The 24,483-nt window shown below is 39.8% G+C and carries 20 protein-coding genes and 1 pseudogene; 12 read left to right on the top strand and 9 right to left on the bottom strand.

What is annotated here, in order from left to right; translation table 11 throughout:
- Positions 1 to 10 precede the first annotated feature (10 nt).
- Positions 11 to 637 (bottom strand): thiamine phosphate synthase, encoded by a 627-nt coding sequence (gene thiE, locus V7Q04_RS04440; protein WP_333803720.1) that lies wholly within the window; start codon positions 635 to 637, stop codon positions 11 to 13.
- 98 nt (positions 638 to 735) lie between these two features.
- Positions 736 to 2,616: a methyl-accepting chemotaxis protein gene (locus V7Q04_RS04435; protein ID WP_333803719.1), complete on the bottom strand. Its 1,881-nt coding sequence runs from the start codon at positions 2,614 to 2,616 to the stop codon at positions 736 to 738.
- A 1,363-nt stretch (positions 2,617 to 3,979) separates the two neighbouring features.
- On the opposite strand from V7Q04_RS04435, the gene V7Q04_RS13140 reads away from it, so the two are divergent.
- On the top strand, positions 3,980 to 4,582 hold the full coding sequence (locus V7Q04_RS13140) for a methyl-accepting chemotaxis protein (protein WP_443070038.1): 603 nt from the start codon (positions 3,980 to 3,982) through the stop codon (positions 4,580 to 4,582).
- Positions 4,583 to 4,589: 7 nt separating this feature from the next.
- Here V7Q04_RS13140 and V7Q04_RS04425 read toward each other — a convergent pair whose 3' ends face one another.
- A complete protein-coding gene (locus tag V7Q04_RS04425; protein ID WP_333803717.1) occupies positions 4,590 to 5,855 on the bottom strand; it encodes a methylated-DNA--[protein]-cysteine S-methyltransferase in 1,266 nt (421 codons plus the stop codon).
- Between the two features lie 24 nt (positions 5,856 to 5,879).
- Positions 5,880 to 7,142 carry a serine hydroxymethyltransferase gene (locus V7Q04_RS04420; protein ID WP_333803716.1) on the bottom strand — a complete coding sequence of 421 codons (1,263 nt, stop codon included), beginning with the start codon at positions 7,140 to 7,142 and terminating at the stop codon, positions 5,880 to 5,882.
- 153 nt (positions 7,143 to 7,295) lie between these two features.
- On the opposite strand from V7Q04_RS04420, the gene V7Q04_RS04415 reads away from it, so the two are divergent.
- Positions 7,296 to 7,769, top strand: coding sequence for a pyridoxamine 5'-phosphate oxidase family protein (locus tag V7Q04_RS04415; protein ID WP_333803715.1), 474 nt, complete (start codon positions 7,296 to 7,298; stop codon positions 7,767 to 7,769).
- A gap of 141 nt (positions 7,770 to 7,910) precedes the next feature.
- Complete coding sequence (locus tag V7Q04_RS04410) at positions 7,911 to 8,606, top strand: DJ-1/PfpI family protein (protein WP_333803714.1); 696 nt, start codon at positions 7,911 to 7,913, stop codon at positions 8,604 to 8,606.
- 119 nt (positions 8,607 to 8,725) lie between these two features.
- Here the strand turns inward: V7Q04_RS04410 and V7Q04_RS04405 are convergent, their stop codons facing one another.
- Positions 8,726 to 10,336: a methyl-accepting chemotaxis protein gene (locus tag V7Q04_RS04405; protein WP_333803713.1), complete on the bottom strand. Its 1,611-nt coding sequence runs from the start codon at positions 10,334 to 10,336 to the stop codon at positions 8,726 to 8,728.
- 364 nt (positions 10,337 to 10,700) lie between these two features.
- Between V7Q04_RS04405 and V7Q04_RS04400 the strand changes: the two genes are divergently transcribed.
- The 9 genes from V7Q04_RS04400 (at position 10,701) to V7Q04_RS04360 (ending at position 21,198) form a co-directional block, all read left to right on the top strand.
- Positions 10,701 to 11,078 carry an ArsR/SmtB family transcription factor gene (locus V7Q04_RS04400; RefSeq protein ID WP_333803712.1) on the top strand — a complete coding sequence of 126 codons (378 nt, stop codon included), beginning with the start codon at positions 10,701 to 10,703 and terminating at the stop codon, positions 11,076 to 11,078.
- Positions 11,065 to 13,056, top strand: a complete 1,992-nt coding sequence (locus V7Q04_RS04395) for a heavy metal translocating P-type ATPase (RefSeq protein ID WP_333803711.1) — start codon at positions 11,065 to 11,067, stop codon at positions 13,054 to 13,056. The genes V7Q04_RS04400 and V7Q04_RS04395 overlap by 14 nt, the downstream gene beginning before the upstream one ends.
- Before the next feature lie 154 nt (positions 13,057 to 13,210).
- Positions 13,211 to 14,818 carry a methyl-accepting chemotaxis protein gene (locus tag V7Q04_RS04390; protein ID WP_333803710.1) on the top strand — a complete coding sequence of 536 codons (1,608 nt, stop codon included), beginning with the start codon at positions 13,211 to 13,213 and terminating at the stop codon, positions 14,816 to 14,818.
- Between the two features lie 114 nt (positions 14,819 to 14,932).
- Positions 14,933 to 16,288, top strand: a complete 1,356-nt coding sequence (locus V7Q04_RS04385; protein WP_333803709.1) for a hypothetical protein — start codon at positions 14,933 to 14,935, stop codon at positions 16,286 to 16,288.
- A gap of 223 nt (positions 16,289 to 16,511) precedes the next feature.
- A complete protein-coding gene (locus V7Q04_RS04380; RefSeq protein WP_333803708.1) occupies positions 16,512 to 17,885 on the top strand; it encodes a circularly permuted type 2 ATP-grasp protein in 1,374 nt (457 codons plus the stop codon).
- Positions 17,882 to 18,544: an alpha-E domain-containing protein gene (locus V7Q04_RS04375; RefSeq protein ID WP_333803707.1), complete on the top strand. Its 663-nt coding sequence runs from the start codon at positions 17,882 to 17,884 to the stop codon at positions 18,542 to 18,544. Before V7Q04_RS04380 ends, V7Q04_RS04375 begins: the two co-directional genes overlap by 4 nt.
- The gene (locus V7Q04_RS04370) at positions 18,528 to 19,313 is read left to right on the top strand and encodes a transglutaminase family protein (RefSeq protein ID WP_333803706.1); all 786 of its coding nucleotides are present in this window, start codon (positions 18,528 to 18,530) and stop codon (positions 19,311 to 19,313) included. The genes V7Q04_RS04375 and V7Q04_RS04370 overlap by 17 nt, the downstream gene beginning before the upstream one ends.
- On the top strand, positions 19,310 to 20,257 hold the full coding sequence (locus V7Q04_RS04365) for a M14 family metallopeptidase (RefSeq protein WP_333803705.1): 948 nt from the start codon (positions 19,310 to 19,312) through the stop codon (positions 20,255 to 20,257). Before V7Q04_RS04370 ends, V7Q04_RS04365 begins: the two co-directional genes overlap by 4 nt.
- Positions 20,254 to 21,198: a M14 family metallopeptidase gene (locus tag V7Q04_RS04360; protein WP_333803704.1), complete on the top strand. Its 945-nt coding sequence runs from the start codon at positions 20,254 to 20,256 to the stop codon at positions 21,196 to 21,198. Before V7Q04_RS04365 ends, V7Q04_RS04360 begins: the two co-directional genes overlap by 4 nt.
- A 39-nt stretch (positions 21,199 to 21,237) precedes the next feature.
- Here V7Q04_RS04360 and V7Q04_RS04355 read toward each other — a convergent pair whose 3' ends face one another.
- The 4 genes and pseudogenes from V7Q04_RS04355 to V7Q04_RS04340 form a co-directional block, all read right to left on the bottom strand.
- On the bottom strand, positions 21,238 to 22,026 hold the full coding sequence (locus V7Q04_RS04355; RefSeq protein WP_333803703.1) for a winged helix-turn-helix domain-containing protein: 789 nt from the start codon (positions 22,024 to 22,026) through the stop codon (positions 21,238 to 21,240).
- 189 nt (positions 22,027 to 22,215) lie between these two features.
- Positions 22,216 to 22,348: pseudogene (locus V7Q04_RS04350) on the bottom strand (FAD-binding protein); the annotation flags it as partial.
- A gap of 78 nt (positions 22,349 to 22,426) precedes the next feature.
- Complete coding sequence (locus tag V7Q04_RS04345) at positions 22,427 to 23,086, bottom strand: winged helix-turn-helix domain-containing protein (protein WP_333803702.1); 660 nt, start codon at positions 23,084 to 23,086, stop codon at positions 22,427 to 22,429.
- Between the two features lie 99 nt (positions 23,087 to 23,185).
- Positions 23,186 to 24,483: OprD family outer membrane porin (locus tag V7Q04_RS04340; RefSeq protein WP_333803701.1), on the bottom strand; the 1,298-nt coding region annotated here is incomplete at its 5' end.

Genomic DNA, 24,483 nt, shown 5'->3' with positions numbered 1-24,483 from the left:
GCTCGCTCCTCTATATTTTTGCCTGTAATTTTTCTAAATTGTCCTCGATAGCATCTTCTTTATACACAGCACTAATCAGCGAATACATCGCAATCTCATAACGTGAGAGGAACGCAATATTATCCTCATTGATACCACCGATGGCACAAATAGGCACGCTTAGTTGCGCTTTAGCAACTTTAAGAACATCAGGTTCTACAACTTTGGCAAGGGGTTTTGTGGGAGAAGGGAAAAATGAGCCAAAAGCGACATAATCTGCTCCTAGATTGGCATACTTTTTCGCGCGTTCTATATCGCCATAACACGATACACCGATGATTTTATCATCCCCAAGCAGGGCGCGCGCCTCTTCATAACTTACATCGTCTTCACCAACGTGTAAACCATCCGCATTGATGCGATGTGCTATCTCTAAGCGATCGTCTATGATAAAAACAGCTTCATAGTAATCACACAAAGCTTGAAGCCTTATACATTGTTTTTCGGCTTCTTCGTCACTGGCATATTTATCGCGGTATTGGATGACACTAACACCAGACTTTAAAACACGCTCAACTTGTTCAAGCATAGTCTCCGTTGGGGTTAATGTTGCGTCTGTAAGGACATAAAGTCCTTTGAGGAGTTCTTTGTTTAACATAGGCACTCTTTGTTTTTTACAAAGATTGTACATACAGGAAGCTTAAAATGCCCAAGCAATGTTTCACTGCTTGGGCAAAAGAGGAATTAAAAGGTCATTTACGACTTAAACTTCCCAAGTTCGTTGTTGAGATTTTCAGTCATAACATGAAGGTGTTCAGAGGCTTGAGAGACATTGTCAATACTTCCCACGTTTTCTTTAGAGATCACATTGATTTTTTCTATTTCATCGACAATCTTTTTGATTTTGGTTGCAGTATCAATAAAGTCATTCACGGTATGATGCGATTCATCAATGGTTTTATGAATGATATTGGCTACATTATTCATACCATCTTGCAGTTCAATAGAGATAGACGCAAGTGCATTGACTTCTCCCGCATTGTGTGCGATGTCTGTATTGGCATCCATAATGGATTGAACAACAACATTAATCGTTGCATCGATTTCAACCAAGCTTTTTTGAGTACGTTCTGCAAGTTTGCGTACTTCATCGGCAACAACAGCAAAGCCACGTCCATGTTCACCTGCACGTGCAGCTTCAATAGCAGCATTTAAAGCTAAAAGGTTTGTTTGATCGGCAATATCTCGAATTACCCCTAAAACATCTTTGACTTCATTGGCATTATGGCTTACGGTATTAAGACGATCAGCAAGATTTTGCTCTTTTAGTGCGGTTGCTTGCATGGTATGTTCAAGTTGTTCTACTTTGGTTTTAACATCAAAGATATCTTGTTGGGTATCACTGAGTGCTTTTTGAGAGTTTTTCGCTTTATTGACCGAAGATTCAAGACTTTTAACCAATGCTATACCTTCTTCTTTGGTACTTTCCATGATCTTTGATTCTGTATCAACATTTCGCACAACTTCTGTAGCTGTACGGGAAAGTTCTTCTGAGATGGAAGCATTTTCATTACTGATGGTTTTAGACTTTTTAACAATCTCATGGAGTTTTTCAATGAACTTATTAATATTACGGGATACTTGTGCAAATTCATCATTACTATGGGCTTCAAGTCTTTGTCTAAGATCTCCTTCAGAACTTGAGAGTTCTTGGACAACACCATTGAGGTTATCAAGCGGACGAAGCAGTGCTTTAATCAGCACGATCATGATTCCGATCGAGAGGATGAGCATTACAAGACCTGCGATCATTAGGCTTCTTATTTGCTCACCGAGAAAACTGTAAGCAACTTCTCTATCAAAGGTAATACTCGGTGTCCAGCCTGTCTCATTTGATACTTTAAAGGCGAAGATTTTACCCTTTCCTTGATAATCATACTCGATCAAACCATCTTTTTTGCCTTCAAGTTTTTGAGTCAATTCAGGTAATACCGAAGGTAACTCTTTTCCCAACAAATCTTTATTAGGATGCGCGATAATCACTTGTTTTGTATCAAACAAAACACCATAACCGCCGTTAAAATTGACATCGGCTGTCGCTTTAACCAATGTATCTAAGGCTATATCCATAACCACAGCACCTAAAAACGTACCATTTTTAAAAATGGGTGCCATAAATGAAACGATGAGCTTGTTGGTCGTTGCATCTACATACGCATCGGTCACGCCCACTTTTCCAGAAGCTTTAACCGCTTTATACCAACCCCGAATACGTGGGTCATACCCAGCAGGAAGTGGTGTACCCGTACCAGTTATGGCTTTGCCTGTTTCCAATCCAACTGTCGTGTCAAAACCACCCAGTGTTTTTGTGGTTTCTTGCAGTCGTGAGCGAATGTCTGCATCTTCCATTGTAGAAATCTCAGTCAGTGTCCTTGCAGAACTTTCCATACCACTTTTTTTACCAGATGCCCACACATCGATATAATCTGTTAAAGCGCGTGATGCCATCTTCAAACTGGCTTCAATTTGAATAACACTGTTTTTCTTAGTATCTCTATAGCTTATGGCACTAAAAATACTTAAACTTAAAAACATCAGCACTGAAATGGTCACGATGATTTTGGCTTTAAACGACATATAACGCTCCTTGCAAAGATTGAATTCTTTTAAAATTATACTCCCATTGTGTTGTAAACACGTTATATATGATGACCAAAAAATGACCTTTAGTAATAATTTTGCAATCAATTTTGTTTAAAATTCACCTTATCTTCCAGATACGGAGTTCTAAATGCCACATACACTTATTAGCTATCTTAAACAACTCAGCATTGCCCATCGCTTTTACTTTGGATTTTTAACCATTTTTGTCTCTTTTCTCGTTATGGGCATCATTTACAGCATAAATTTTTTGCATACTCAAAGCTTTTTTAATGAGCAAATCACACAAGCCCAAACACTTAAAACCAATCTTGAAGAGACAACAAATGTCAATGCTAAAACCATTCAAGATTTTTCCACACTTGAAAGCCAAGCCAAAGAAGTGGGTTTACTTTACAACGACCTCTCTACACTGCGTAACATTCGCAATGACCTCTCAACGCTCAATTTCAAGCCATCCCAACAACGCAAACTTGAACGATTGATGGACGATCTCATTGCGTGGCAACAAACGACCGCAGGGAAGCACCCTTTTATAGCACCTTATGCGGGACAATTTAGCATTTTGGCGGAAGTCATGCGCACCAATCCTAGCGAAGATGCCGTACGTGACATCGCCTTGGTCATTGAAGATATTACAGGTAAAATCATAGAAGAAGCACTCGCATTTAATGAAAAAACCCAAAAAGCCATGGCAGGTGTTAAAACCAATCTCACCCATCTTAATGCCAACCTCATGCGTGACACGAATGAACTCGAAAAAAGCAATCAAGCCTTGGCAAGTCTGTATAAAGCAAACACAACCTATACGTCTTACTTAAGCATTGCGGCTCTCTTTTTCATCATTACTTTGCTCTTTTTATTGCTAGCGATTCGTCTTATTGTCATTGAAACCCTGAAAATGCGTCATTACTTACAAACCGTTATCGAAGATGCCAACCATATAGACTTTCGTCAAAAAATCAAAACAGTTGCTGAAAACAAAGACGAGTTAGATGGTATCGCTCGTGTTATTAGCTCTGTATTTACGAATGTTGAGCAGACGATCATCCGCATTTCAGACATTGGGCACCATGCACACAACTCAGCACAAAGTTTACAAAAGACCTCTCAAACGCTTTTAGGAACCATTCATGCGCAAGAAAGTAGCATAGAGACCATGCATCGTCCTATCGCAACCTTAAAACAAACCCTCAGCGAATCCGAAGGTGTCAGCGAGCAAACCAGAGATGTTTTGAAGCAAAATATGGGCGTTATGGAACATTTTATGAAAGACTTAGAAGCCTTGCATAATGATGTACAAGAGAGTAAACAGGAGCAACACGCAGTCAATCAACAAATGTTTGACCTCACAAAACAAGTAGATGAAATGAAAAATGTCTTTAATCTCATCGATGAGATCGCCGAGCAGACCAATCTTTTAGCGCTTAATGCCGCCATCGAAGCAGCGCGCGCAGGAGAACACGGACGAGGCTTTGCCGTGGTCGCCGATGAAGTGCGCAAACTTGCAGAACGAACCCAAGAGAGTTTAGGAAACATCGATGTCATCGTAAAACATATCATCGAAGGTGTGGGGAGCAATACCAAACGTCTCAATCACGTGGGTATTTTGATGGAAGATACCAGCAAACGCATGGCATCCCTTGGACAAATTGCCACCACATCACAACAAGAAATCACCCACTCGCTTACCGTTGCAAATCAAGCCGTTACCCTTTCACACACGGTCTCCAACAATGTTAACACCCTCATCGCACACATGCAAGAGACGCTAGCTCTTAGTGTCACCAACCGTGGCAACGGACAAGCCGTCTCCAATGTAGCTGAAGAGCTTTTTGAAATTTCGCATACACTGACAAAGTTACTCTCTAAATTTTTGCATCAAGAAAGCTCTTTCATCACACTAGAAGAGCAAAAAGAACGCCTTAAACTCGCGGCTTAAAAGCTCACTACTTAGGCATCATGTATATGAGCGTACCTTCGTGTGCATGTTGGAAGCCTAGTGATTCATAAAATTCTAACGGGGATGTTGTTGCCAAGAGCACAAGTTTTTGACTTCCTTTTGAGGCACAAACAGAAATGGCGTATTCAAGCAATGCCTGCTCAATCCTTAGCTCTTTTTGATTGCAGACAATTATCTCCGTTACAAAAACACTCTTTTCTTCGCTTAAAAGAGAGATATTTTCCATCAAAGAAACCATACCAACGATTTCCTGCTCATGCATCGCTAAAAGCAGAGAACGGTTATGTGCGTTTTGAATCCAATGAGAAAGCATCGTAGATTGGTCGCATTCACGCTCTTTCTTCTTGGGAGACAGGCTCTTAAGGAATATACATAGTTTAGGCACATCTTCCGATGTCGCATCTCGTACCTCCACCGTACTCTCTTTATGAGTTGACTCATACGCTATGAGTATTTTCTTTCGCTCAATCCCCCAACGATACCCGCTCATTGCACCACTTTTGGCGATAACACGATGACACGGGATAAGATACCCTATATGATTTTTTCCAATTGCACTGGCAACGGCTCTTACGGCATTGGGTTTTTCGATGTAATTAGCGATATCTTGATAGGTCGCTATCACGCCATTAGGGAGATTTAACAGTGCTTTCCAAACATTGACTTGAAGATTGGTTCCTTTGACTAAGAGGTTGTATTTTTTATTGTTGATAAAAATATTTTCCAAGTAGGTTTGCGCTTTGAGATCATCATGCACCAAGTTCGCATTTTCCCACAACTCTTTAAACCTCGCAAAAATAGCCTCTTGATTGTTGTCGATAAAGCCCAAATAACAGATACCTTTATCGGTATAGGCAATGAGCGCTTGTCCAAAAGGTGTTATGCCAAAACCGTACGTGATGACAACGTCTTTGCCCTTTTCTCGCCACTCTTTGGGGGTTACACCGATTAAATTGACAAAAAGCTCATGCAAACGGCTTACACTCGAAAGGCCTATATCTAGGCTACTGTCTAAAATGGACTTCGACTCTTTGATGTGCTCTTTGGCATAATTGAGCGTCACCGAATGCAAAAACTGCATAGGCGTTACGCCCACATACTCTTTAAAAACTCGGATAAAGTGGTACTTACTCATACCAATATTGCTTGCTATGACATCAATGGAGGGCTGTTCTTTAAAGTGCGCATCGATATATTTGATCGCTTTTTCAATCAGCTGGTAATTGTTATGCAGCGTTTGAATGTCGCTCATCAGAGTCCCTCCATTTATAAAGTTTTAATAGGTCGAACAGCTATACACACTAAATTTTTGCAAAAGAGTAACCAACTCTTTTTTAATCTCAGCATGACGCGTAACATTGGTGATATCATCTAACACATCGCAAATGCGGTGCGCGATCAACTCAAATTCTGTTTCTTTCATACCCAATGTCGTGAGCGCGGAAGATCCGATACGAACACCTGAAGTTTGCATAGCACTTCTGGTGTCATTGGGTACACTGTTTTTATTGACCGTGATACCTGCTCGTTCCAGCGCTTTACTCGCCTCATCGCCTGAAAAATCTTTGCTGAGTAATGATACCAAAATCAAGTGGTTGTCTGTTCCACCACTAACCAGTTCAAAACCTCTTTGAAGTAATACATCGCTTAAAACACGTGCATTGAGCTTAATTTGCTTCGCATACTCTTTCCACTTTGGGTCCAAAACCTCACCAAACGCTACGGCTTTTGCAGCGATAACATGTAAAAGCGGTCCACCTTGCAAGGAAGGGAAAATGGCAGAATTAATCTTTTTGGCAAGCGCTTCATCGTTGCTCATAATCACACCACCTCTTGGACCTCTCAGTGTCTTGTGCGTCGTAGAAGTGACCACATGCGCATAGGGAAAAGGACTCATGTGCTCACCCGCAGCAACAAGACCTGCAATGTGCGCGATGTCGGCAAATAAAATCGCACCCACCGCGTCTGCGATCTCTCGAAACTTCGCAAAATCAATTTCGCGTGCATACGCCGAAGCACCGCACACGATCATCTTAGGTTTGACGATCGTTGCAATCTCCAAAACCTTCTCATAATCAATATAACCCTGCTCATCAACACCGTACGAAAACGACTGGTAATTTTTACCCGAAAAGCTCACTTTTGCACCATGTGTTAAGTGACCACCTTGCTGTAAATCCATACCGAGCAATTTGTCACCTGCTTGAAGAAGTGCCGCATAGACCGCACCGTTAGCTTGGCTACCTGAATGAGGCTGGACGTTTGCATAATCACATCCAAAAATGGCACACAGCCTATCGATGGCAAGCTGTTCGATCTCATCGGCGCATTCACAACCACCGTAATACCGTTTTTGTGGGTAGCCTTCCGCATATTTGTTGGTAAAAATACTTCCCGTTGCTTCCAACACAGCCCGTGAGGTAAAATTTTCACTGGCGATCATTTCAAGATGCGTCGCTTGTCGTTCAAACTCACCCTGAAGAATGCTAAATACCTTTGTATCTGCTGTTGCTAAACGATCATTGTTGATGTAACTCATCGTGACTCCTTTGACTTGATAGAAAGAAGTGTAGCACCCTAAAAAAATTCATTCAATCCAAAAATTGCCCTCTTTTGGGATGAGAGCAATTTTTGGATTGTTGCAATTTTTGGATTTCATTACAATGGCGGCAAATGATGAAAAGGAGTGAGCATGAGACACCGAACAAAAACACATCTGTTAACGAAAGAGCAAACAGAAGCCCTCTTTGAAAGAGCGCTTGTGGGAAGACTCGGTTGTGTTAGAGCCGATGGCTATGCGTATGTTGTACCCATGCACTTTGTCTATAGCGAACACTCAATTTATCTGCATGGATTACCCAAAGGGCAAAAAATAGAGATTTTAAAATCAAACACAAAAGTTTGTTTTGAAATAGATGAGATGCTTTCATTGTTGGATCAAAATGTCGAAAACCCTTGCGATGTCAATACTAAATTTAACAGCATCATCGTCCAAGGAGATGCGTGCATTGTGGAAAACATGGAAGAAAAAAAAGAGGCACTGGCAAAAATTACTGAAAAATTTGCCCCGCATTTAGCCCATAAAGAATTGCCTGAAAAGATGGTGAATGGAACTGCCGTCATTAAAATAGATATAAAAGAGTGCATTGGAAGGTACTATTTATAGGGTAGAGCGTGGATTTTTAACTTTTGCCCTCTTAGTTTCTTTACATGTAAAATATATCCTCACATCAAGACTCGTAAACTGTCATTCGTAATTTTCAAAGCTTTGTTACTATTTTGCTTCAATTCATCTCAAGGAGAATTTATGCAAAACGATACAAGCACAACATTAAAAGTTGCAACGCTCGTCTGTCCTGACGTATTTATGCCCGATATCATAGGAGGTCAAACTGTTTTTGGAATGGTTCCCAACACAGAAACATACCTTGTTTGGAAAAACCTAGAACAGTTTAATGCTATGCCTAACTGGCCTATGTGTGCGACATCAACCTTCGAGACATGTCCTAATGTTGATGTGCTTATTGTAGGAGCAACATCACCTGAGGTTGTAAGCGATCCTGAAGTTTTGGCGTTTGTTAAACAGCAAGCGAAACATGCAAGTATTGTTATCGGTATTTGTGCAGGGACATTACTCCTTGGAGCTGCTGGACTTTTAAAAGACAAAAAAGCACGAACCAATTTTCAAATGATGGATACATTAGAAGAGCTTGGCGCACACCCAGTAGTTGGTCAAGGCGTACTTATAGATGGTAAATTTTACACAGCAGGTCCCGTTTCAGGTTCATACAAAGCAGCGCTCTTGGCTCTTGCTACATTGAGAGGAGAAGAAATAGCTCAAATCATGGAACTTACCTTAGAATACGATCCAAAACCTCCTTTTGGTGTTGGAAGTCCAGAGTTAGCAGGAAAAGTGTTAACCGAAAAAACTATGCTACTTCATAAAGCATGGGCAGATGCCCAAAAAGAAAATGCCAAAAAAGCGTACTGTTTACTAACGTAATTCAATTAAGCCCTATTTTAGGGCTTAATATCATCAAGATGAAGGGAGCCTACGGTAATAAAATGAAACAATAAATCTTTTACATGTCAAGCAAAAGTAGCCTGTTCCCATTTACTATTTTAAGATTTAAATTGCCCCAATTTATGATTAAGATTTTCAGCAAGCTTGGAAAGATGATCGGCTGCGGAGGCTATCTCTTCTACACTTCTGGCATTTTCACTGGTGATACTATTGATATTAGTTACAAGATTAACGATTTTATCGGTATCGTTTACAATTTGATTAGAGTTCTTAGCACTGATTGTCACGGATGTTATACTCTCTTGCATAACGGAAGTTGTATTGGTTATGCTGTCTCCCACATTGATTGAAACAGAAGCCAAATGTCTAATGTTTTGAGCATTTTTACTCATTTGCTCGGAAGAGTTAACAATAGATTGAACAATAACATTAATCGTTGCATTAATCTCCGTCAAAGAGGTTTGTGTACGTTCTGCTAGTTTTCGTACTTCATCCGCAACCACGGCAAATCCTCGTCCATGCTCACCTGCACGTGCGGCTTCGATAGCGGCATTGAGTGCTAGAAGATTTGTTTGATCGGCAATATCAGAAATAACATTCAAGATTTGTTTCACTTGCTCTGCATCTTTACTCATCTGTTCTAACTGCTGTGCAAGCGCTGTTTGCGCTTCACTGGCAAGTTCAACTTCATTTTTAAGCATAAACACTTCATTCTTTGCAGACTCTAGCTTCTCGCCAGCTACGCCAATACTTTTTTTCATTGACTCTGAAAGCAGAGCTGTTTCTTGAACAAACTTTTTAATGGAAATTATCTCTTCAATGGTATTATTAACAATGATCGTACTATGCTCTGCATTACGACCTATTTGCATACTTGTGGTGCTTAGCTCATGCGAAACAGAAGCATTTTCATTGGATGAGTGCTTAACATCATCAATAATCACTTCTAAGGTACTGACTAAACTATTGAAACTCTGTACAATCTCTTCAATCTCATTTTTCTTGCCATACTTAATTCTAAACCTCAACTCTTTGTTTTGAACAAAACCTGCAATACCATCACGAATGAGTGAAACGCCTTGCATGATGTTATTTCGGATTACAATACCAAGACCAATAACACATAATGCAATAAGTGCCGATAACATAATCATAATAGTTGTTGCTCTACTTTTTACGCTGAGTGCATCTTCGGCATCTTTGCCAGCTAATTGTTTAATATAATCCATATGGTCATTAATTGCTTCTGTTAAATCCATGATAGTCTTGTCGTTTTGATCCATAAGTTCTAGCGCTTCATCTTGCTTACCATCAAGTCCAAGTTGGTAGAGTTTATCTACAAGTATTGCAAATTGCGCAAACATCGTTTTTTCTTTCATATACATTTCTCGGTCTTTTGGATCTGAAATAAATGATTCGTATTGTTTGAAGCTTTCATCCACATTCGATTTAAACGTAAGAGAGCGCTCTCTCACTTTTCTAATTTCATCTTTATTTTGGAGAGCAACAAATTTCCATGAAGCAATTCGAAACCGATAAAAATTATCTTGTAGGTCTATTAAAAGATGCGTACTAGGCAATATCGTGATATTACATGTATTTGTTTTTTCATACACTGCGTCCATTTTCTGTATGGCAATCGTAAAAACACCAATAAGCCCAAAAACAGTGACGGCGAGCATTACTAACAACTGTTTTGAAATACTCATTAAATTTTCTTCCTTTTAATTCTTTCATTGGTAACTCTAACAAGCTGCGAAATTAAGAAGTCTTGCAACATCATAAGTCTCTTTTTATGGCATATTATCACCATAATATTACTTTACTATTACCACAGATGCTTTATCAGAAAAAAGATATTACATAAAATATATAGCATGAAAATAGCATTCCTGACAAAATAAAAATTAAAGGGCTTCGGGTTAAACTTTTAACTTTTGATCTCTCCATTTCCTTTACATGTAAAACTTTTTTGATTTTCTTTCTCAATTTAAGCCATTTCTAATTTGAGTTGTTTTAATATATGAGCAATTGTTCATATGAACATTTATCTATACTAAAAAGGATGAAAAAATGGGCGATGAATTTTGTAGCTGTAATACACTTCATGAAAACATCATCGAAATAGTCAAACAAAAAATGCCCCAAGAGGAGAAGCTTTACGACCTTGCCGAACTCTTCAAAGTGTTTGGGGACACCACCCGTGTCAAAATCATCTCAGCACTTTTTGAAGCGGAGATGTGCGTATGTGACATCGCTGAGCTTCTAGGTATGACACAGTCTGCCATCTCACACCAACTTCGCGTCCTTCGCCAAGCAAGGCTTGTGAAACACAGAAAAGAAGGCAAAGTTGTCTTTTATTCACTGGATGATGAACACATTAAAAGTATTTTTAATCAAGGCTTAGAACATATATTAGAACCACGAGGATATGATGATGCAATTTCATGAAAAAGAACTCCAAACGTGCACCACAACAGAGAATAGTTGCTGTTCAAGGTGCCAACCTGTCGTAACACATTCGCATGAGCACGATCATGATGACCACCATCACCATGAGGGATTTGGCGATACCAGTTTAAAAGAGATGCTTACATCATGGCATTTCATTACATTTTGTATCGGTGCGGTGCTGTTTATTTCCGCAGTATTTATGGAAGAGACCAATCCTTTGATGTTTTGGACGTATCTTATCAGCTTCTTTTTAGTGGGCGGTGAAATTCTTTATATGGCAATAAGCAACCTTTTTAAAGGTCACGTTTTTGACGAAAACTTTTTAATGGGTTTGGCTACGGTTGGTGCCTTTAGTATCGGTCAGTACCCAGAGGGTGTTGCGGTAATGCTTTTCTTTCGGGTTGGTGAATTTTTTCAAGACTTAGCCGTTGCACGCTCACGTAAATCCATCACTAAACTCATGGATATAAGACCTGATTTTGCAAACCTTCAAACAGAAAATGGCGAAGAAAAAGTCTCTCCAAATGACGTTGCATTAGGCAGTCGTATCATCGTTAAACCGGGTGAAAAAATCCCACTTGATGGTACTATTATAGAAGGTCGATCTACCCTTGACACATCGGCACTTACGGGGGAATCTCTACCCAAAGAAGTCACCAAAGGCGATGAAGTGCTCTCTGGAACGATTAATAAAACAGGTGTACTCATCATAGAAACCACTAAACTTTTCGCAGAGTCTACCGTTTCAAAAATTTTAGATCTTGTACAAAATGCTAGCAATAAAAAAGCAAAAACAGAGCAATTCATTACGAAATTTGCGAAGTACTACACGCCATTTGTCGTTATTTCTGCAGCACTTCTCGCTTTCTTGCCACCGCTTTTAATGCAAGATGCACTCTTAAGTGACTGGTTTAGACGCTCTTTGGTTTTCCTTGTTGTCTCTTGCCCGTGTGCGCTTGTTGTCTCCATTCCACTTAGCTTCTTTGGTGGCATCGGTGGGGCTTCTAAAAACGGTATCTTAGTCAAAGGTGGAAACTTCCTTGAAGCGCTTAACAGTGTCGATACCGTTGTTTTAGATAAAACAGGAACACTAACGAAGGGCATCTTTAGCGTTACGTCTATCACGGCACTTCAAGGATACAGCGAAGAAGATGTGCTACGTCTTGCAGCCTTAGCGGAAATGCACTCAAACCACCCCATTGCACTTTCGATCAAACGTGCCTACACGAAGCCTTTAGAAGCGGTTGTAAGTTCGTACGAGGAGTTAGCGGGCTATGGCGTTAGAGCGATCATTGATGAGAAAAATGTTCTTGCGGGTAATGATAAACTCCTTCGAGATCACACTATCGCGCATGAAAAACTCTCAACCCCTGACACGGTCGTTTATGTCGTTGTTGAGGGTGTTTTAGCGGGTTACCTCACCATTGCAGATGAGCCAAAAGAGGACAGTGAAAGAGCCATTTTAGCGCTTAAAGCACTGGGTGTTAAAGAGATCATCATGCTTACGGGTGACAATAAAGCCGCCGCACAAAAAGTCGCACAAGGGCTTGGTATCACGCACGTTGAAGCAGAACTTTTACCGCATCAAAAAGTCGAAAAGCTTGAAGAAATTATGGCGCGAAAAAGTGGCAAAGGCAAAACCGTCTTTGTGGGTGATGGCATCAATGACGCACCTGTGTTGGCACGCGCCGACATTGGCATTGCTATGGGTGGTGTTGGCTCAGACGCTGCCATAGAAGCTGCTGATATTGTTATTATGACCGATGAGATTTCAAAAGTGGCTACAGCACTTAAAATTGCTCATAAAACCCATGCCATCGTATGGCAAAACATTATCTTCGCACTTGGCGTTAAAGGGGCTATTCTTATTATGGGCGCTATGGGAATAGCAACGATGTGGGAAGCTGTTTTTGGTGATGTCGGCGTTGCCTTGATCGCTGTTTTAAATGCTACCCGTGTCTTGACACACAAATAAATACTCTCAAGATGCCCTATTTTAGGGCATCTTCTCTTTCCTAACCTTTCACAACAACTTCCTAATTAGAAAAATTTTATTTTTGATTTACATGCAACGCCGTTGTCACACTTGATGGTTATTATTTCACTCAAGAACACAAAAGGAGTTTTTTATGAGTATTTCAAAACAGTTAATGACCATGTTGGGATTATCGCTGCTTGGCTTTATTCTGATTTTTGGTATTAGCATTTCAAAAATGGAGCAGGTTTTTGAAAAAACAAACACCTGTAATATCAACTCTTTACCAAGTATCTTAGTCATGGCAAGTATGCAAAAGAGCATCTATCGTCAAAGAATCGTTCTTTGGGAACACATGACTACTGAGGATTCCAATGAGATGAAAAAGCTGGAAGAGCGCTTTTATGGCATTAAAGCTGAGTTTGAAAAAGATTTAAAAAGCTATGAAGCACTACTCTCTGATGAAAAAGATAAAGAGTTGTACCAAAAAGAAAAAGAACTCTATGGGCAATTTATCACTTACGTTACAAAATTTTTTGTGCTTTCTAACGCAAATAAAAACGATGAAGCACGCGCACTTGTCTTAGCAAATCGTGCAACTGTTAGTAGCATGACACAAACCATCGATGAACACATGCATTACAATGAAAAATTAGCAGATACTGACGCTAAAATTGCGATTGAGACCAAACAAAGTGCAACATTGTGGATGATTACTATTGCAATTGTTATTGCGCTTGCTGTCATTATGCTTAGCATTCTGATCCGCAATAACATCATGCAAGGAGTACACCTCATACGCGATAGTATCATGCATTTTGTTAAAGATAAAGAGCTTAAATTTAGAATTACGTACATCAAAAAGAATGAGATCAAAGAGATTGTCGATAGCTTCAACTCTTTGGTGACAACCCTTGAAACGACTATCACCGATGCTAAAACCTCTTCTAATGAAAATGCCTCTGTGTCGCATGAACTAAGCACCACGAGTATGCAAATAGGACGCAATGCCGAACAAAGTTCAACTATTGTTGAAAATACTATCCATGAAATTGAAACCATTAAATCCTTTGTTCAAGAAACAGCCAAACTCTCAGAAGGCATGAAAGAAGAAATAACGGAAGCTGGTAAAAAACTCAACCATGCACAAGATGAGATTATCGCATTGCGTAATGATGTCGATCAGGCGAGCGAAGCAGAGACTGCACTAGCAGGACAATTAGAGCAGATGAGTAAAGATGCAGAACAAGTGAAACAGATCCTCACCGTTATCTCAGACATTGCAGATCAAACCAACCTACTCGCTCTTAATGCCGCTATCGAAGCAGCAAGGGCGGGTGAACATGGACGAGGCTTTGCCGTGGTTGCAGATGAAGTCCGTAAACTTGCGGAACGTACACAAACTTCACTGACAGAGATTAATGCTACGATTAATATCATTGTTCAATCCATCGTCAACTCCTCCGATCAAATGAATAAAAATGCAAAAAACATTCAACGGCTTTCAACCGTTTCAAGTGCGGTAGAAAACACCATCGTAGGAACAACCAAGGTCATGCAAAACAGTATTCAATCTGTCAATACAAGCGCCCAAAATTCGTTCAAAATTTCAAAAGATACCGATAAAATCGTTGAGATGGTCTCGAACATCAACACGCTGACATCCCACAATGCAAGAAGTGTTGAAGAGATTGCCGCTGCGGCAGATCATCTTTCTAAACTTTCTGAAAACCTCAATCAAAAGTTAAATCAATTCCAATAGAAAATGAAAGCGGCACATACGCCGCTTTCATTTTTTCTCTAAAACTTCTTTTTTAAGCACTACATCTTTAGAACTCTTTGATAAAATAACGCATCTGATTTTTCGGAAGTATGGATGCAAAAAATTTGTAAATATGCCATTTTGGGCATTACGTTTCTTCACGTTATACACATCGTAACGCCTTTGTATGAAAGCGTCCTTGCCTGTTTGACATTGGTTTTATTTCTCTTTGGACTGCCTGCTCAAAAAAAAGGTTTTCGTACTATCACTCTTTTTTTTCTACTCTTCGGCATGGGTATTTTGATTGCTTACAAACTTCCTTTTTCCATTTGGGTGAGTTCACTCAATTCTATGACCAATATCATCGCCATTATCGTTGTGATGCAACTGTTCGCGATGCCTATTGAAGTGGGTAAATATGGTGATGCAGTAGAGTACTGGCTGAAACGACTCTTTCAAAAAGAGAGTTCCTTATACCTCTTTGCCATGGTTGTCACCAACCTTTTTTCGAGTTTTTTACTTTTTGGCACCGTCCCTGTAATGGTTGCACTCTTTGATAAAGCCCTAAAAAACAGCATTTCTGAATACAAGCGTTTTTTTGCAACTGCCATTATGCGTGGCTATACGTTGGTACTGTTTTGGGCGCCAGGGGCGGTGATGATTCTTTTAGTCATGCAAGTAACCCATGTCAAATGGTCAGAGCTCTTCGTACCAGGTTTAATGATTAGCATTGTAGGGCTTCTCACATCTTATATCATTGAGCATTTTTCAGGTCTCAATAAACCTATTTTAAACCATATCGCCCTACCTTTATCCATCACGCACCGTGAAGCATCCTATAAATCTCTTCATATTATTCTTGTCATTCTAGGGCTTATCTCTTCCATAACACTTTTAGAAATACTTGGCATTGGGACGAGTACAGGAAGAATTTTACTGGCAGGATTTATCGTCTCAACGGTATGGATTCTCTACTATGCTAAACATACTGCACTGCCGCGTGTCATGAAGATTTATTGGCAAGGAGGCATTACCCAAGCAACTGATTTTTCCATTTTTTTTATAGCTGTGGGGCTTTTTGCAGGTGCGGTAGACCATAGTGGTATTTTGGAGTTGATTCAACCTCTTCTTCAAGAGAGTGTTAATCATTTGGGTATTTTTGCGTTGGTGATTATTCCTGTCATATTTATCGCTATTGCTGTTTGTGGAATTCATCCTTTTGTACTTGTCGTCATGCTGGGCAAAATCCTTTTAGCATTAACCCTCCCCCTTAATAACGTCTCCATAGCGCTCATTTTAATGCTCTCTTCTGCCATAGCGTTTATCATCTCACCGTTTGCGGGTATGTCTCTGATGACTGCAAAATTTTTGCACGTAACCCCCTTTGATGTTTCCATCCATTGGAATCTTCTTTTTTGCATACTTTTTTTAATAGAGGGGCTGATCTTTGCCTATGTGTGGTCTCTCTAAACACTGCTTAAAAAATAAGCAAAAAACTGTCTCTTAACGCACTTGCTCTGCTTAATTTTGTGCTAAACTGCTTTTATGACATTCAAATTTCATTCGGGAAGAAGGAAAAGCACCAAAGGTGCGTGGGCATTCTGCCGAAGAAAACCCAGTGTTAACGTAGTTTTTAAAACTTTGTTTTAAAAACGTGTCAAGAGTTCAAGTAAAAAGGGCAAAGGTACAGGTTATGATTGAATCAGAAAGTCCACTCTATGATGCTTTCAAAGGCATCTTAAACACGATCGATAAAAAACGCGTCCAAGAGTTGCTCGCCTACATGAATACCGAAGCGATCAACTTCAACCTTTTTAAAAACAACGCTTTTATAGAGCGTAAATTTCCCTTTGACATTATTCCACGTATTGTCTCTGCCAATGAGTTTGCATACCTTGAAAAAGGGATACAACAGCGCATCCATGCACTTAATCTCTTTTTGGAAGACATTTATGGCGCTCAGAAAATTCTTAAAGATGGCATCATTCCTAGCGAATTTGTCTTTTCATCCAAAGCCTATCTGCCGGCTTTTGCCAACACACCTGTGGCTAAAAACATCCGTGTGCATATCAGCGGCATAGACCTTGTTAAAAACAGTGTTGGAGATGGCTGGGTTGTACTAGAAGACAATCTTCGCGTTCCAAGTGGCGTGAGTTACCCCTTGTCGCTTCGTATGCTGACACGCAAAGTGTTTCCTGAGTTTTTTGAGAAGCTTCCGATTCAAAGTGTGCAAGACTACCCAAGTCGTTTAGCTTCTGCGATGGATCACGTCAGTACGGGTGGTATCAATGTCATCTTAACACCGGGGCGTTATAACTCCGCCTTTTACGAACACTCATATCTTGCAAAAGAGAGTGGTGCTATCTTAGCCACAGGCGATGATTTGGTAGTTGAGAAAGACAAACTCTACCTCAAAACCTACAGCGGCAAAAAAGCACGTGTGGGTTCTGTGTATCGAAGACTTGATGATGACGCGCTCGATCCTATCGAGTTCAACCCTGACTCGCTCATTGGCGTCCCTAACATCACCCAAGTGTACCGTGCAGGCAATGTTGCGTTGTTGAACAGTATTGGTAATGGTATTGCCGATGATAAGGGAATTTACTACTTTGTGCCTGATATGATTCGTTATTATCTTAAAGAAGATCCGATCTTGCAAAATGCACCAACCTACTTGGCATTTTTTGATAAAGATCGTAACCATATCTTGCAAAATATGCGAAGTCTTGTTATCAAAGATGTTGCAGAAGCGGGAGGCTATGGCGTTATATTTGGCTCACTTCTGACAAAACCTGAGCGAGAAAAGCTTAAAGATGCGATCTGTGCAGAACCACGTCGTTTCATTGCGCAAGATATCATCGAGTTTTATGACATCGAGTGTTTGGATGACACAGGGGCATTTTCACCACGCAAAGCAGACCTTAGAATGTTCTCGCTGTATGGTGAAGATATCTTCGTCTGGCCAGGTGGACTCACCCGTTTTGCAATGGATCCGACCAGCTACATCGTCAACTCATCCCAAGGTGGCGGTTTTAAAGATACATGGATTTTAAAGGAGACGCGATGATTCTCATATCACCTCAAAGTGCCGAACAACTTTACTGGATGGGACGCTACATCCAAAGAGCAGAGAGTATGACTCGTCTTGTTATCCAACTTTTTGATAAAATACTGGACGTTGATTTTGATGATGCTAAAAATTTCTATGCTAGATTGGGAATTGAGCTCAAGTATGACTCTTCACAAGAATTTTTGCGCCAAAGTGTTTTTGATGTGGAGTATGCAAGTCTTATCTCCGTCATTAACTGTGCGAGAGAAAATGCGATTTTGACACGTTCACACCTTTCAAATCGTATGTTTAGCCGTATAAATGCCCTCTACCTTGCCTACCAAGCGGCAAAAGAAGAGCGCACGGTTTCCGTTTTTTGGCTTGAATCGACCCTCAAAGAGCTTGATGCCATCTGGGGAAATTTAGAGCTTTCACTCGTAGAAGCCAAAGATTCACCTTTGATTCAATTTGGAAAGGTTGTGGAGAGAATGGATTTGAATATTCGCATATATGACAGCATTGAAGCCGCCCTTTTGGATGTGGAAAAGCTCAACATTATTGCGGAAAAAGTCCGTCCAAACCATAAGCATGTTGCTCTTTCATCGAGCAATAAATTTAAAACATTAGAAAAAATAAATTCAATTTACGGAACACTCGCCTATGTCCATGAAAGTTAATTTTTCATACGCATTTACCCTCAATTTTAAAGAAGCCGTACGCAAGCATGCCTTTTGTTTGCGTATGCTTCCCATCAGCAATGGTGTACAAACACTGCTTGATTGGGAACTTCACATTAACAATGATGTGGCATTTTTCTTAACCAAAGATGGCTTTGGAAACGATCTGCTCTTTGGAACGATTGAAAAATTTCACCGCAATTTTGAAGCCATGCTCACAGGGAGTGTCGCTTTTCATGGAAGCTACCAATACAAAGATAACGAGAATGCTGCTTCGTATCTGCATCCAACGACGCTAACGCCCTTTTCATCGCTATCACGTGATTATTTGGAAACCTTGATGCTCCCTCAATCACCACTGAGTTTAACGAAGATGCTCAACCAAACCATCTTTCAAAACTTTGAGTATTTAGCGGGTGTTTCGACCACAACCTGTGATGCCGACGCCCTGCTTTTGCGCCACAATGGAGTCTGTCAAGACTTTAGCCACTTGCTCATCACCCTCCTTCGCCTAAATGGCATTCCGGCACGTTATGTTGCTGGGTTTATTGATGGTGAGGGTGAAAGTCATGCGTGGGTTGAGGCTTTCATTGATGGATACTGGAGAGGGTTTGACCCAACCAATGGCGTTATGCTAGAGCATCAACCTTACATCAAAATCGCTCATGGACGCGACTTTATGGACTGCCGCCTTAACCGTGGTGTCTTTATAGGAAAGAGCCAACAAAATTTACATGTAAACGTTACTGTTGCAAGGGATGAACAATGATAGAAGAGGTTTTTAGTGTCAAACTCCCCGTGGAGGAGACGTTAAAACTCAAACGAAACCGTTTCAATCCACCCGACATCACCAGATCAACCAAACGTATCTCCATCGTTACGGGAACCCATGGCGATGAGCTTGAAGGACAGTATGTCTGCTATTTGCTCGTTAAATGGCTACGGGAAAATCCCACCAAAATAAAGGGCATTGTAGACATTTATCCTTCTATGAACCCTATGGGTATTGATAGCATCAACCGTCTTTTCCCTTTTTACGATGTTGATCTTAACCGTACTTTTCCGGGTCATACGGCGGACTTTTTACCTGCACAAGTGGCAAGTGCCATTGTTGAAACCGTACGAGGCAGTGACTTTGCCATTGATATTCATGCGAGCAATATTTTCCTCAAAGAGCTACCCCAAATTCGCATCAGCCGATCCAACGCACACGACTTGGTTCCTTTGGCTGAGAAAATCGGCATTGATTTTATCTGGGTACATGATGCGGTAACTGTTTTAGAGTCCACCTTTTCACATGCCCTCAACTCGGTGGGGACAAAAACCCTTGTGGTAGAGATGGGAGTTGGTATGCGCATCACCAAAGAATATGGTCAAAACCTTGCTAATGGATTGCTGAATTTTATGGCACATGTCGGCATCATCGATGAGCCGATGCGTCCGTGTAAAACGTCTATTTCGACCCAAAATTCTGAAGTACATTTTATTAACGCCTCTGAAGCGGGCATCTTTATACCCACGTTAGAGCATAATGTTATGGTCAGCAAAGGTGAAAAACTGGGCGAGATTATCGACCCACTGGAAGGCGTCATCAAAGAGAGCTTACTAAGCCCTTGTGATGGGCTTTTGTTTACCATTAGAGAGTACCCTGTTGTGTATGAAGGCTCTTTGCTTGCACGTATTTTAGAAAATCCATTTGAGGTGAATGAATGAGAGAAGAGATACTGTGTGAGCTCACGTCCCTCAGTCGTGAGCCACTACGCATCAAAGGGTTTCGTTTTGGCATTCCCAACAGTAAACCGAGCTGTGTCATCGTAGGTCCACTCACAGGTACTGCCATAGACCAACTCTGGGTCGCTTCAAGACTGGTTCGTTTTTTACGTCAACAAGAGCTTGAAAATCCCGCTTTCATCAAAGGCGAAATTCTCGTTGTTCCTGCGGTCAATCCTTACTCATTCAATATGGGAAAAACCTTCTGGCCTTTAGATAATACGGACATCGACGCAATGTTTCCAGGCTACGACAAAGGTGAAACAACGCAACGCATTGCAGCGAAACTGTTTGAGAAAATCAACCATTTTGAGCATGCCATCTTGCTTGAAGCACGCAAAGATCGTGTTGAGTGCATCCCATATGTTAAAGTCCTTCGTACAGGCTATGAAGATGTGCATGAAGCACAAGCCTTTGGGTTAGAGTTTATACACTACAAAGACCCAACACCAAGCGATACTGTCTCTTTGAACTACAACTGGCAAATCTGGAATGCCAAATCGTTTTCCATCATCTCAGGGAAAAAAGGCACCCTTCGCAAAATTGAATCTACGAAAGTCTTTGATGCTTTGATACGCTTTTTATCGAAAAAAGGGTTGATTGATTATACGGCGTTTGAAGGGGCAGTAGGAAATGTCATCACCAATGAAGATATGGAAGTCGTCAAAAGTAGTTCGGCAGGGCTTTTTGACGCCCTTGCTCCTATTGGGGAACACGTAGTACACGGACAACCCCTTGCTCGCATCTATAATGCACTCGATGGATCGCTCATGCAAACGATTATTGCCCCATGTGAAGGCATCGTTTCGTGTAAATATGACTATCCACTCATTTTTCAAAATGCTGTGGCATTTCGTATTGTTAAATTAACACTATTGCATTAATGTTTTACACATTAATGCAATAGTCAAAATACCAAATACCTATATCGTACTCAAGAAAAGAGAACCTATTTGAACTTGCTCTAAAAGTGGATACGAACTACTCAAACAGACAAAGGAAGAGCGTATCAAAGCAGAAGCTTTATCGGAAAAGCATTTTTCTTCTTCTGGCGTTGTGTTGGCTATACGGTAACCCTCACCTTTAACCGTCTCGATCAAATCATGCGGAATTTTGGCTCTAAGTTGTCGCACTAAAGACCGAATTCTCTCTTCACTGACCATCTCATCTTGATAGACATAGTACTCAATTTCATGTGAAGAGACGACATGATGGCTTTTTACAAACAGTAATTTCAGTAACAGTGCCTCTTTTCTTCCTAAAATTGTTTCTACTTCGTGATTAACAAACTTGGCATGTTTAAAATCAAAAAAGATCTCTTTTGTGACAAAAAAAGTGTCATCATTCCAGATATCGCATAATTTATAAATCCTAAAAGCAATCTCTTGTGGAGAGAAATTTTTAACAATCATGTCATCATAGGAGAGGTAATAAAGCGTTTTAAAGTTTTTAGGCTCAATGGTTGATTCTAAAATAAGTAAAATAGGAGCTTCTCCTCCATTTTCTCGTATAAAATGCATCATGGAAGGATCCATAGGATTTTTCAAATTAAGAATAAAAAGAGAATACGTAGAAAGAGATAAAGCATTTTCTTCAAAAATGGCTTCTTCTTTTTGCACTTTCTTGACTTTCATTTTTAAACGCAGTTGATTTAAATACGTGTCAATACCATCAGCTAAGTCTGTGTCTGGTTCAAGAAGAAAAACTTTCACTTTGCTCCTTTTATTATATTATAGTTTTTTATTTATTAATTCGTCAGTTTAACATTATAAAGCTAAAAATGTAATAATAATGTAAGAATAATCTACGAAGAGGGCTTTAAAATATACTTTTAAAGCCCTAACATTTTCAAAAGGAGGAATTACTTTTTACAGAACAAAAGCCCATTTCTTCATATCAATTTAGATCGTTTCACCCGCAATCATACCAAATGTAAGACACTCTGTAACAGCAACCGTACCTAAACGACTCGCACCGTGTGTACCACCTGTTACTTTCTCCCGCTGCGTAAAGACCTGGAATTGGTTTGCCACTAATGCATCAAGGGTGTCAAATTTTTTATAACACCGCCAGATAGGCCTTTTCCGATTTGAGGGTTATATCACTTTAATTTCATCGTAAATGGGCTATCTGATACCCTTTTCCATGGAATGTTTTGACGAAATCGCATGGAAGCTTATCTCTAAGCTGTTTGACAAGTGCTCGAATTCTATCATTGCTCACTATCTCATTTTCATAGACAAAAGCAATAATTTCAGTATATGTCGTAATACCATGAACTTTTAAAAACAGACATTTAAGCAATAATGCTTCTTTTTTGCCAAGAACAGTATGATTATCTTTAAAGATAAACATTCTCTTTTTAAAATCAAAACATATACCCTTATCAAGATAAAAAATATTATCGTTCCAAATATGACATAATTTATAAATCCTATAAGCAAACTCTTCAACAGAAAAATCTTTTATGATAATATCATTGTAAGAATAAGAAGAGAGTGTTTGAAATATTTGTGGTGATACAGTAGGTTCTAATACCAATAAAATAGGTGCTCCATTTGCATTTGTGCGTATAAAGTCTAGTATTTTCGTATCTGCTGGATTTTGAAGATTAAGGATAAAAAGAGAATAGCCTTCTAAAAAAAGATCCTCATCAAAAATATCCTCTTCATTTTGTGTTTTTTTGACATCAATTTTTAAACGACATTGGTTGAGACAAATATCGATCTCATCTTGTAACTGCATATCAGGGTCAAGAAAAAAAATTTTCATTTTAAACTCATCTTTCGATCAATTTTTCAAATTTTTTGGAATCTATCATCATAAAATAGGGCTTTACATTGATCGTAAAGCCCTAAAATTTAGAATAACTTAGAATTTATAGTTTACATTAACCCACAATTCATCTGTTGAAAGTGTTTTTTGTTTAACGTCTGCAACAAAGTAATCTTTGTCAAAGGCAACATACGTAACATCGGTTGTTAAACCTTTAAGTGCTGGAATAGCATAACTGAATTTGACAGAATAACCATCAACTTCGAGTTTATTGCTAGCTTTTGTTGAAATGGTTGCTGCTGATGGTGCATCTTGTTTTGCAGTCACATACGCAAGTTCGGTTGTAAGACCATTTACACCAATTTTTGAAAAATCATACGTTGTACTAAGTTTATAAGTGTCCGTACCTGCATAGCCATTAAATACCAATGGTCCACGGATTGGAAGAATGGTATAACATAATGGGCCATTACCAAGACCTAACATCATATCATCACCATTACTCACTGTACTATAAGCGAGTGCCCCACCAAAGCCATAAAGCTCAGCAAAACCTACACGAAGAGCTAGCATACTGCCATCAATGTGTGCTGCATCTAACTCACTTCCTGCTCGAGAACCTCTGTAATTTGCATCAAAAAGAAGTTTATAATTGCTCATAGGAAGCACATAATTTGCTTCTGTATAAAAGAAGGAAATATCATCAGTTTTATTTATTCCTACTCCGTATGGTCCAAAAGCGCCAGGTGTTTTCATGTGAACATCATTTGCTTCTGCAAATTGCGCTGTTAAGGTAAGGTTTGGAATAGATTTATTGACAGCACCAAGTGAATAGGCACCATCAAATTCAAATGTAGTTGGACCTGCACCTGCTACGATAATTTGTTTTGCAAATTCTGGCGCTTTATAGCTGTTTGTTACACCGTTAAGTACATCACTTGTTCTACCTTGGAACTTATCCACATAGTGAGCAAAGACTGTTGTTTGTGGTAAATCCGTATTGGTAACAGATATGCCTTCAAAAGACTCTCTAAAGAAACGGGTTGGATTGCCTGAGAGAAGTGGTGTTGAAATATATTGGCGACCAACTTTAACATCTGTTTTACCAATTTGGTAACCTATATAAGCTTCAGAAAGTACTGAACCTTGTCCTGATTCTTCTTTATTGAAAAGAGCTTTTGCATCATCTGTTGCAAATGGAGTTGAACTACCTTGGTATGTAGCACCAAATCTTAAACCATAAAGTGTATCAGTTACATAACCTAGTTCAATACCCAAATTCAAAATACTTTGATGAGATGCTTTGGAGTAGAAGTTACCCTCCTCGTCATTATCCCAATACCATGCTTTTAAGGTACCATTGACTTTACCATTTTTAAACGCATCTGCGAGTG

Origin of the sequence: Sulfurospirillum sp. (assembly GCF_036802865.1) — a bacterium.
Taxonomy (GTDB): Bacteria; Campylobacterota; Campylobacteria; order Campylobacterales; family Sulfurospirillaceae; genus Sulfurospirillum.
Note: the sequence above shows the minus strand (reverse complement) of the source record. Positions and strands in the feature narration are given on the sequence as shown.

Coding starts and splice junctions, on each gene's coding strand:
- thiE (WP_333803720.1), bottom strand. CDS start 637: ATGTTAAACAAAGAACTCCTCAAAGGACTTTATGTCCTTACAGACGCA.
- V7Q04_RS04435 (WP_333803719.1), bottom strand. CDS start 2,616: ATGTCGTTTAAAGCCAAAATCATCGTGACCATTTCAGTGCTGATGTTT.
- V7Q04_RS13140 (WP_443070038.1), top strand. CDS start 3,980: ATGTTTGACCTCACAAAACAAGTAGATGAAATGAAAAATGTCTTTAAT.
- V7Q04_RS04425 (WP_333803717.1), bottom strand. CDS start 5,855: ATGAGCGACATTCAAACGCTGCATAACAATTACCAGCTGATTGAAAAA.
- V7Q04_RS04420 (WP_333803716.1), bottom strand. CDS start 7,142: ATGAGTTACATCAACAATGATCGTTTAGCAACAGCAGATACAAAGGTA.
- V7Q04_RS04415 (WP_333803715.1), top strand. CDS start 7,296: ATGAGACACCGAACAAAAACACATCTGTTAACGAAAGAGCAAACAGAA.
- V7Q04_RS04410 (WP_333803714.1), top strand. CDS start 7,911: ATGCAAAACGATACAAGCACAACATTAAAAGTTGCAACGCTCGTCTGT.
- V7Q04_RS04405 (WP_333803713.1), bottom strand. CDS start 10,336: ATGAGTATTTCAAAACAGTTGTTAGTAATGCTCGCCGTCACTGTTTTT.
- V7Q04_RS04400 (WP_333803712.1), top strand. CDS start 10,701: ATGGGCGATGAATTTTGTAGCTGTAATACACTTCATGAAAACATCATC.
- V7Q04_RS04395 (WP_333803711.1), top strand. CDS start 11,065: ATGCAATTTCATGAAAAAGAACTCCAAACGTGCACCACAACAGAGAAT.
- V7Q04_RS04390 (WP_333803710.1), top strand. CDS start 13,211: ATGAGTATTTCAAAACAGTTAATGACCATGTTGGGATTATCGCTGCTT.
- V7Q04_RS04385 (WP_333803709.1), top strand. CDS start 14,933: ATGCAAAAAATTTGTAAATATGCCATTTTGGGCATTACGTTTCTTCAC.
- V7Q04_RS04380 (WP_333803708.1), top strand. CDS start 16,512: ATGATTGAATCAGAAAGTCCACTCTATGATGCTTTCAAAGGCATCTTA.
- V7Q04_RS04375 (WP_333803707.1), top strand. CDS start 17,882: ATGATTCTCATATCACCTCAAAGTGCCGAACAACTTTACTGGATGGGA.
- V7Q04_RS04370 (WP_333803706.1), top strand. CDS start 18,528: ATGTCCATGAAAGTTAATTTTTCATACGCATTTACCCTCAATTTTAAA.
- V7Q04_RS04365 (WP_333803705.1), top strand. CDS start 19,310: ATGATAGAAGAGGTTTTTAGTGTCAAACTCCCCGTGGAGGAGACGTTA.
- V7Q04_RS04360 (WP_333803704.1), top strand. CDS start 20,254: ATGAGAGAAGAGATACTGTGTGAGCTCACGTCCCTCAGTCGTGAGCCA.
- V7Q04_RS04345 (WP_333803702.1), bottom strand. CDS start 23,086: ATGAAAATTTTTTTTCTTGACCCTGATATGCAGTTACAAGATGAGATC.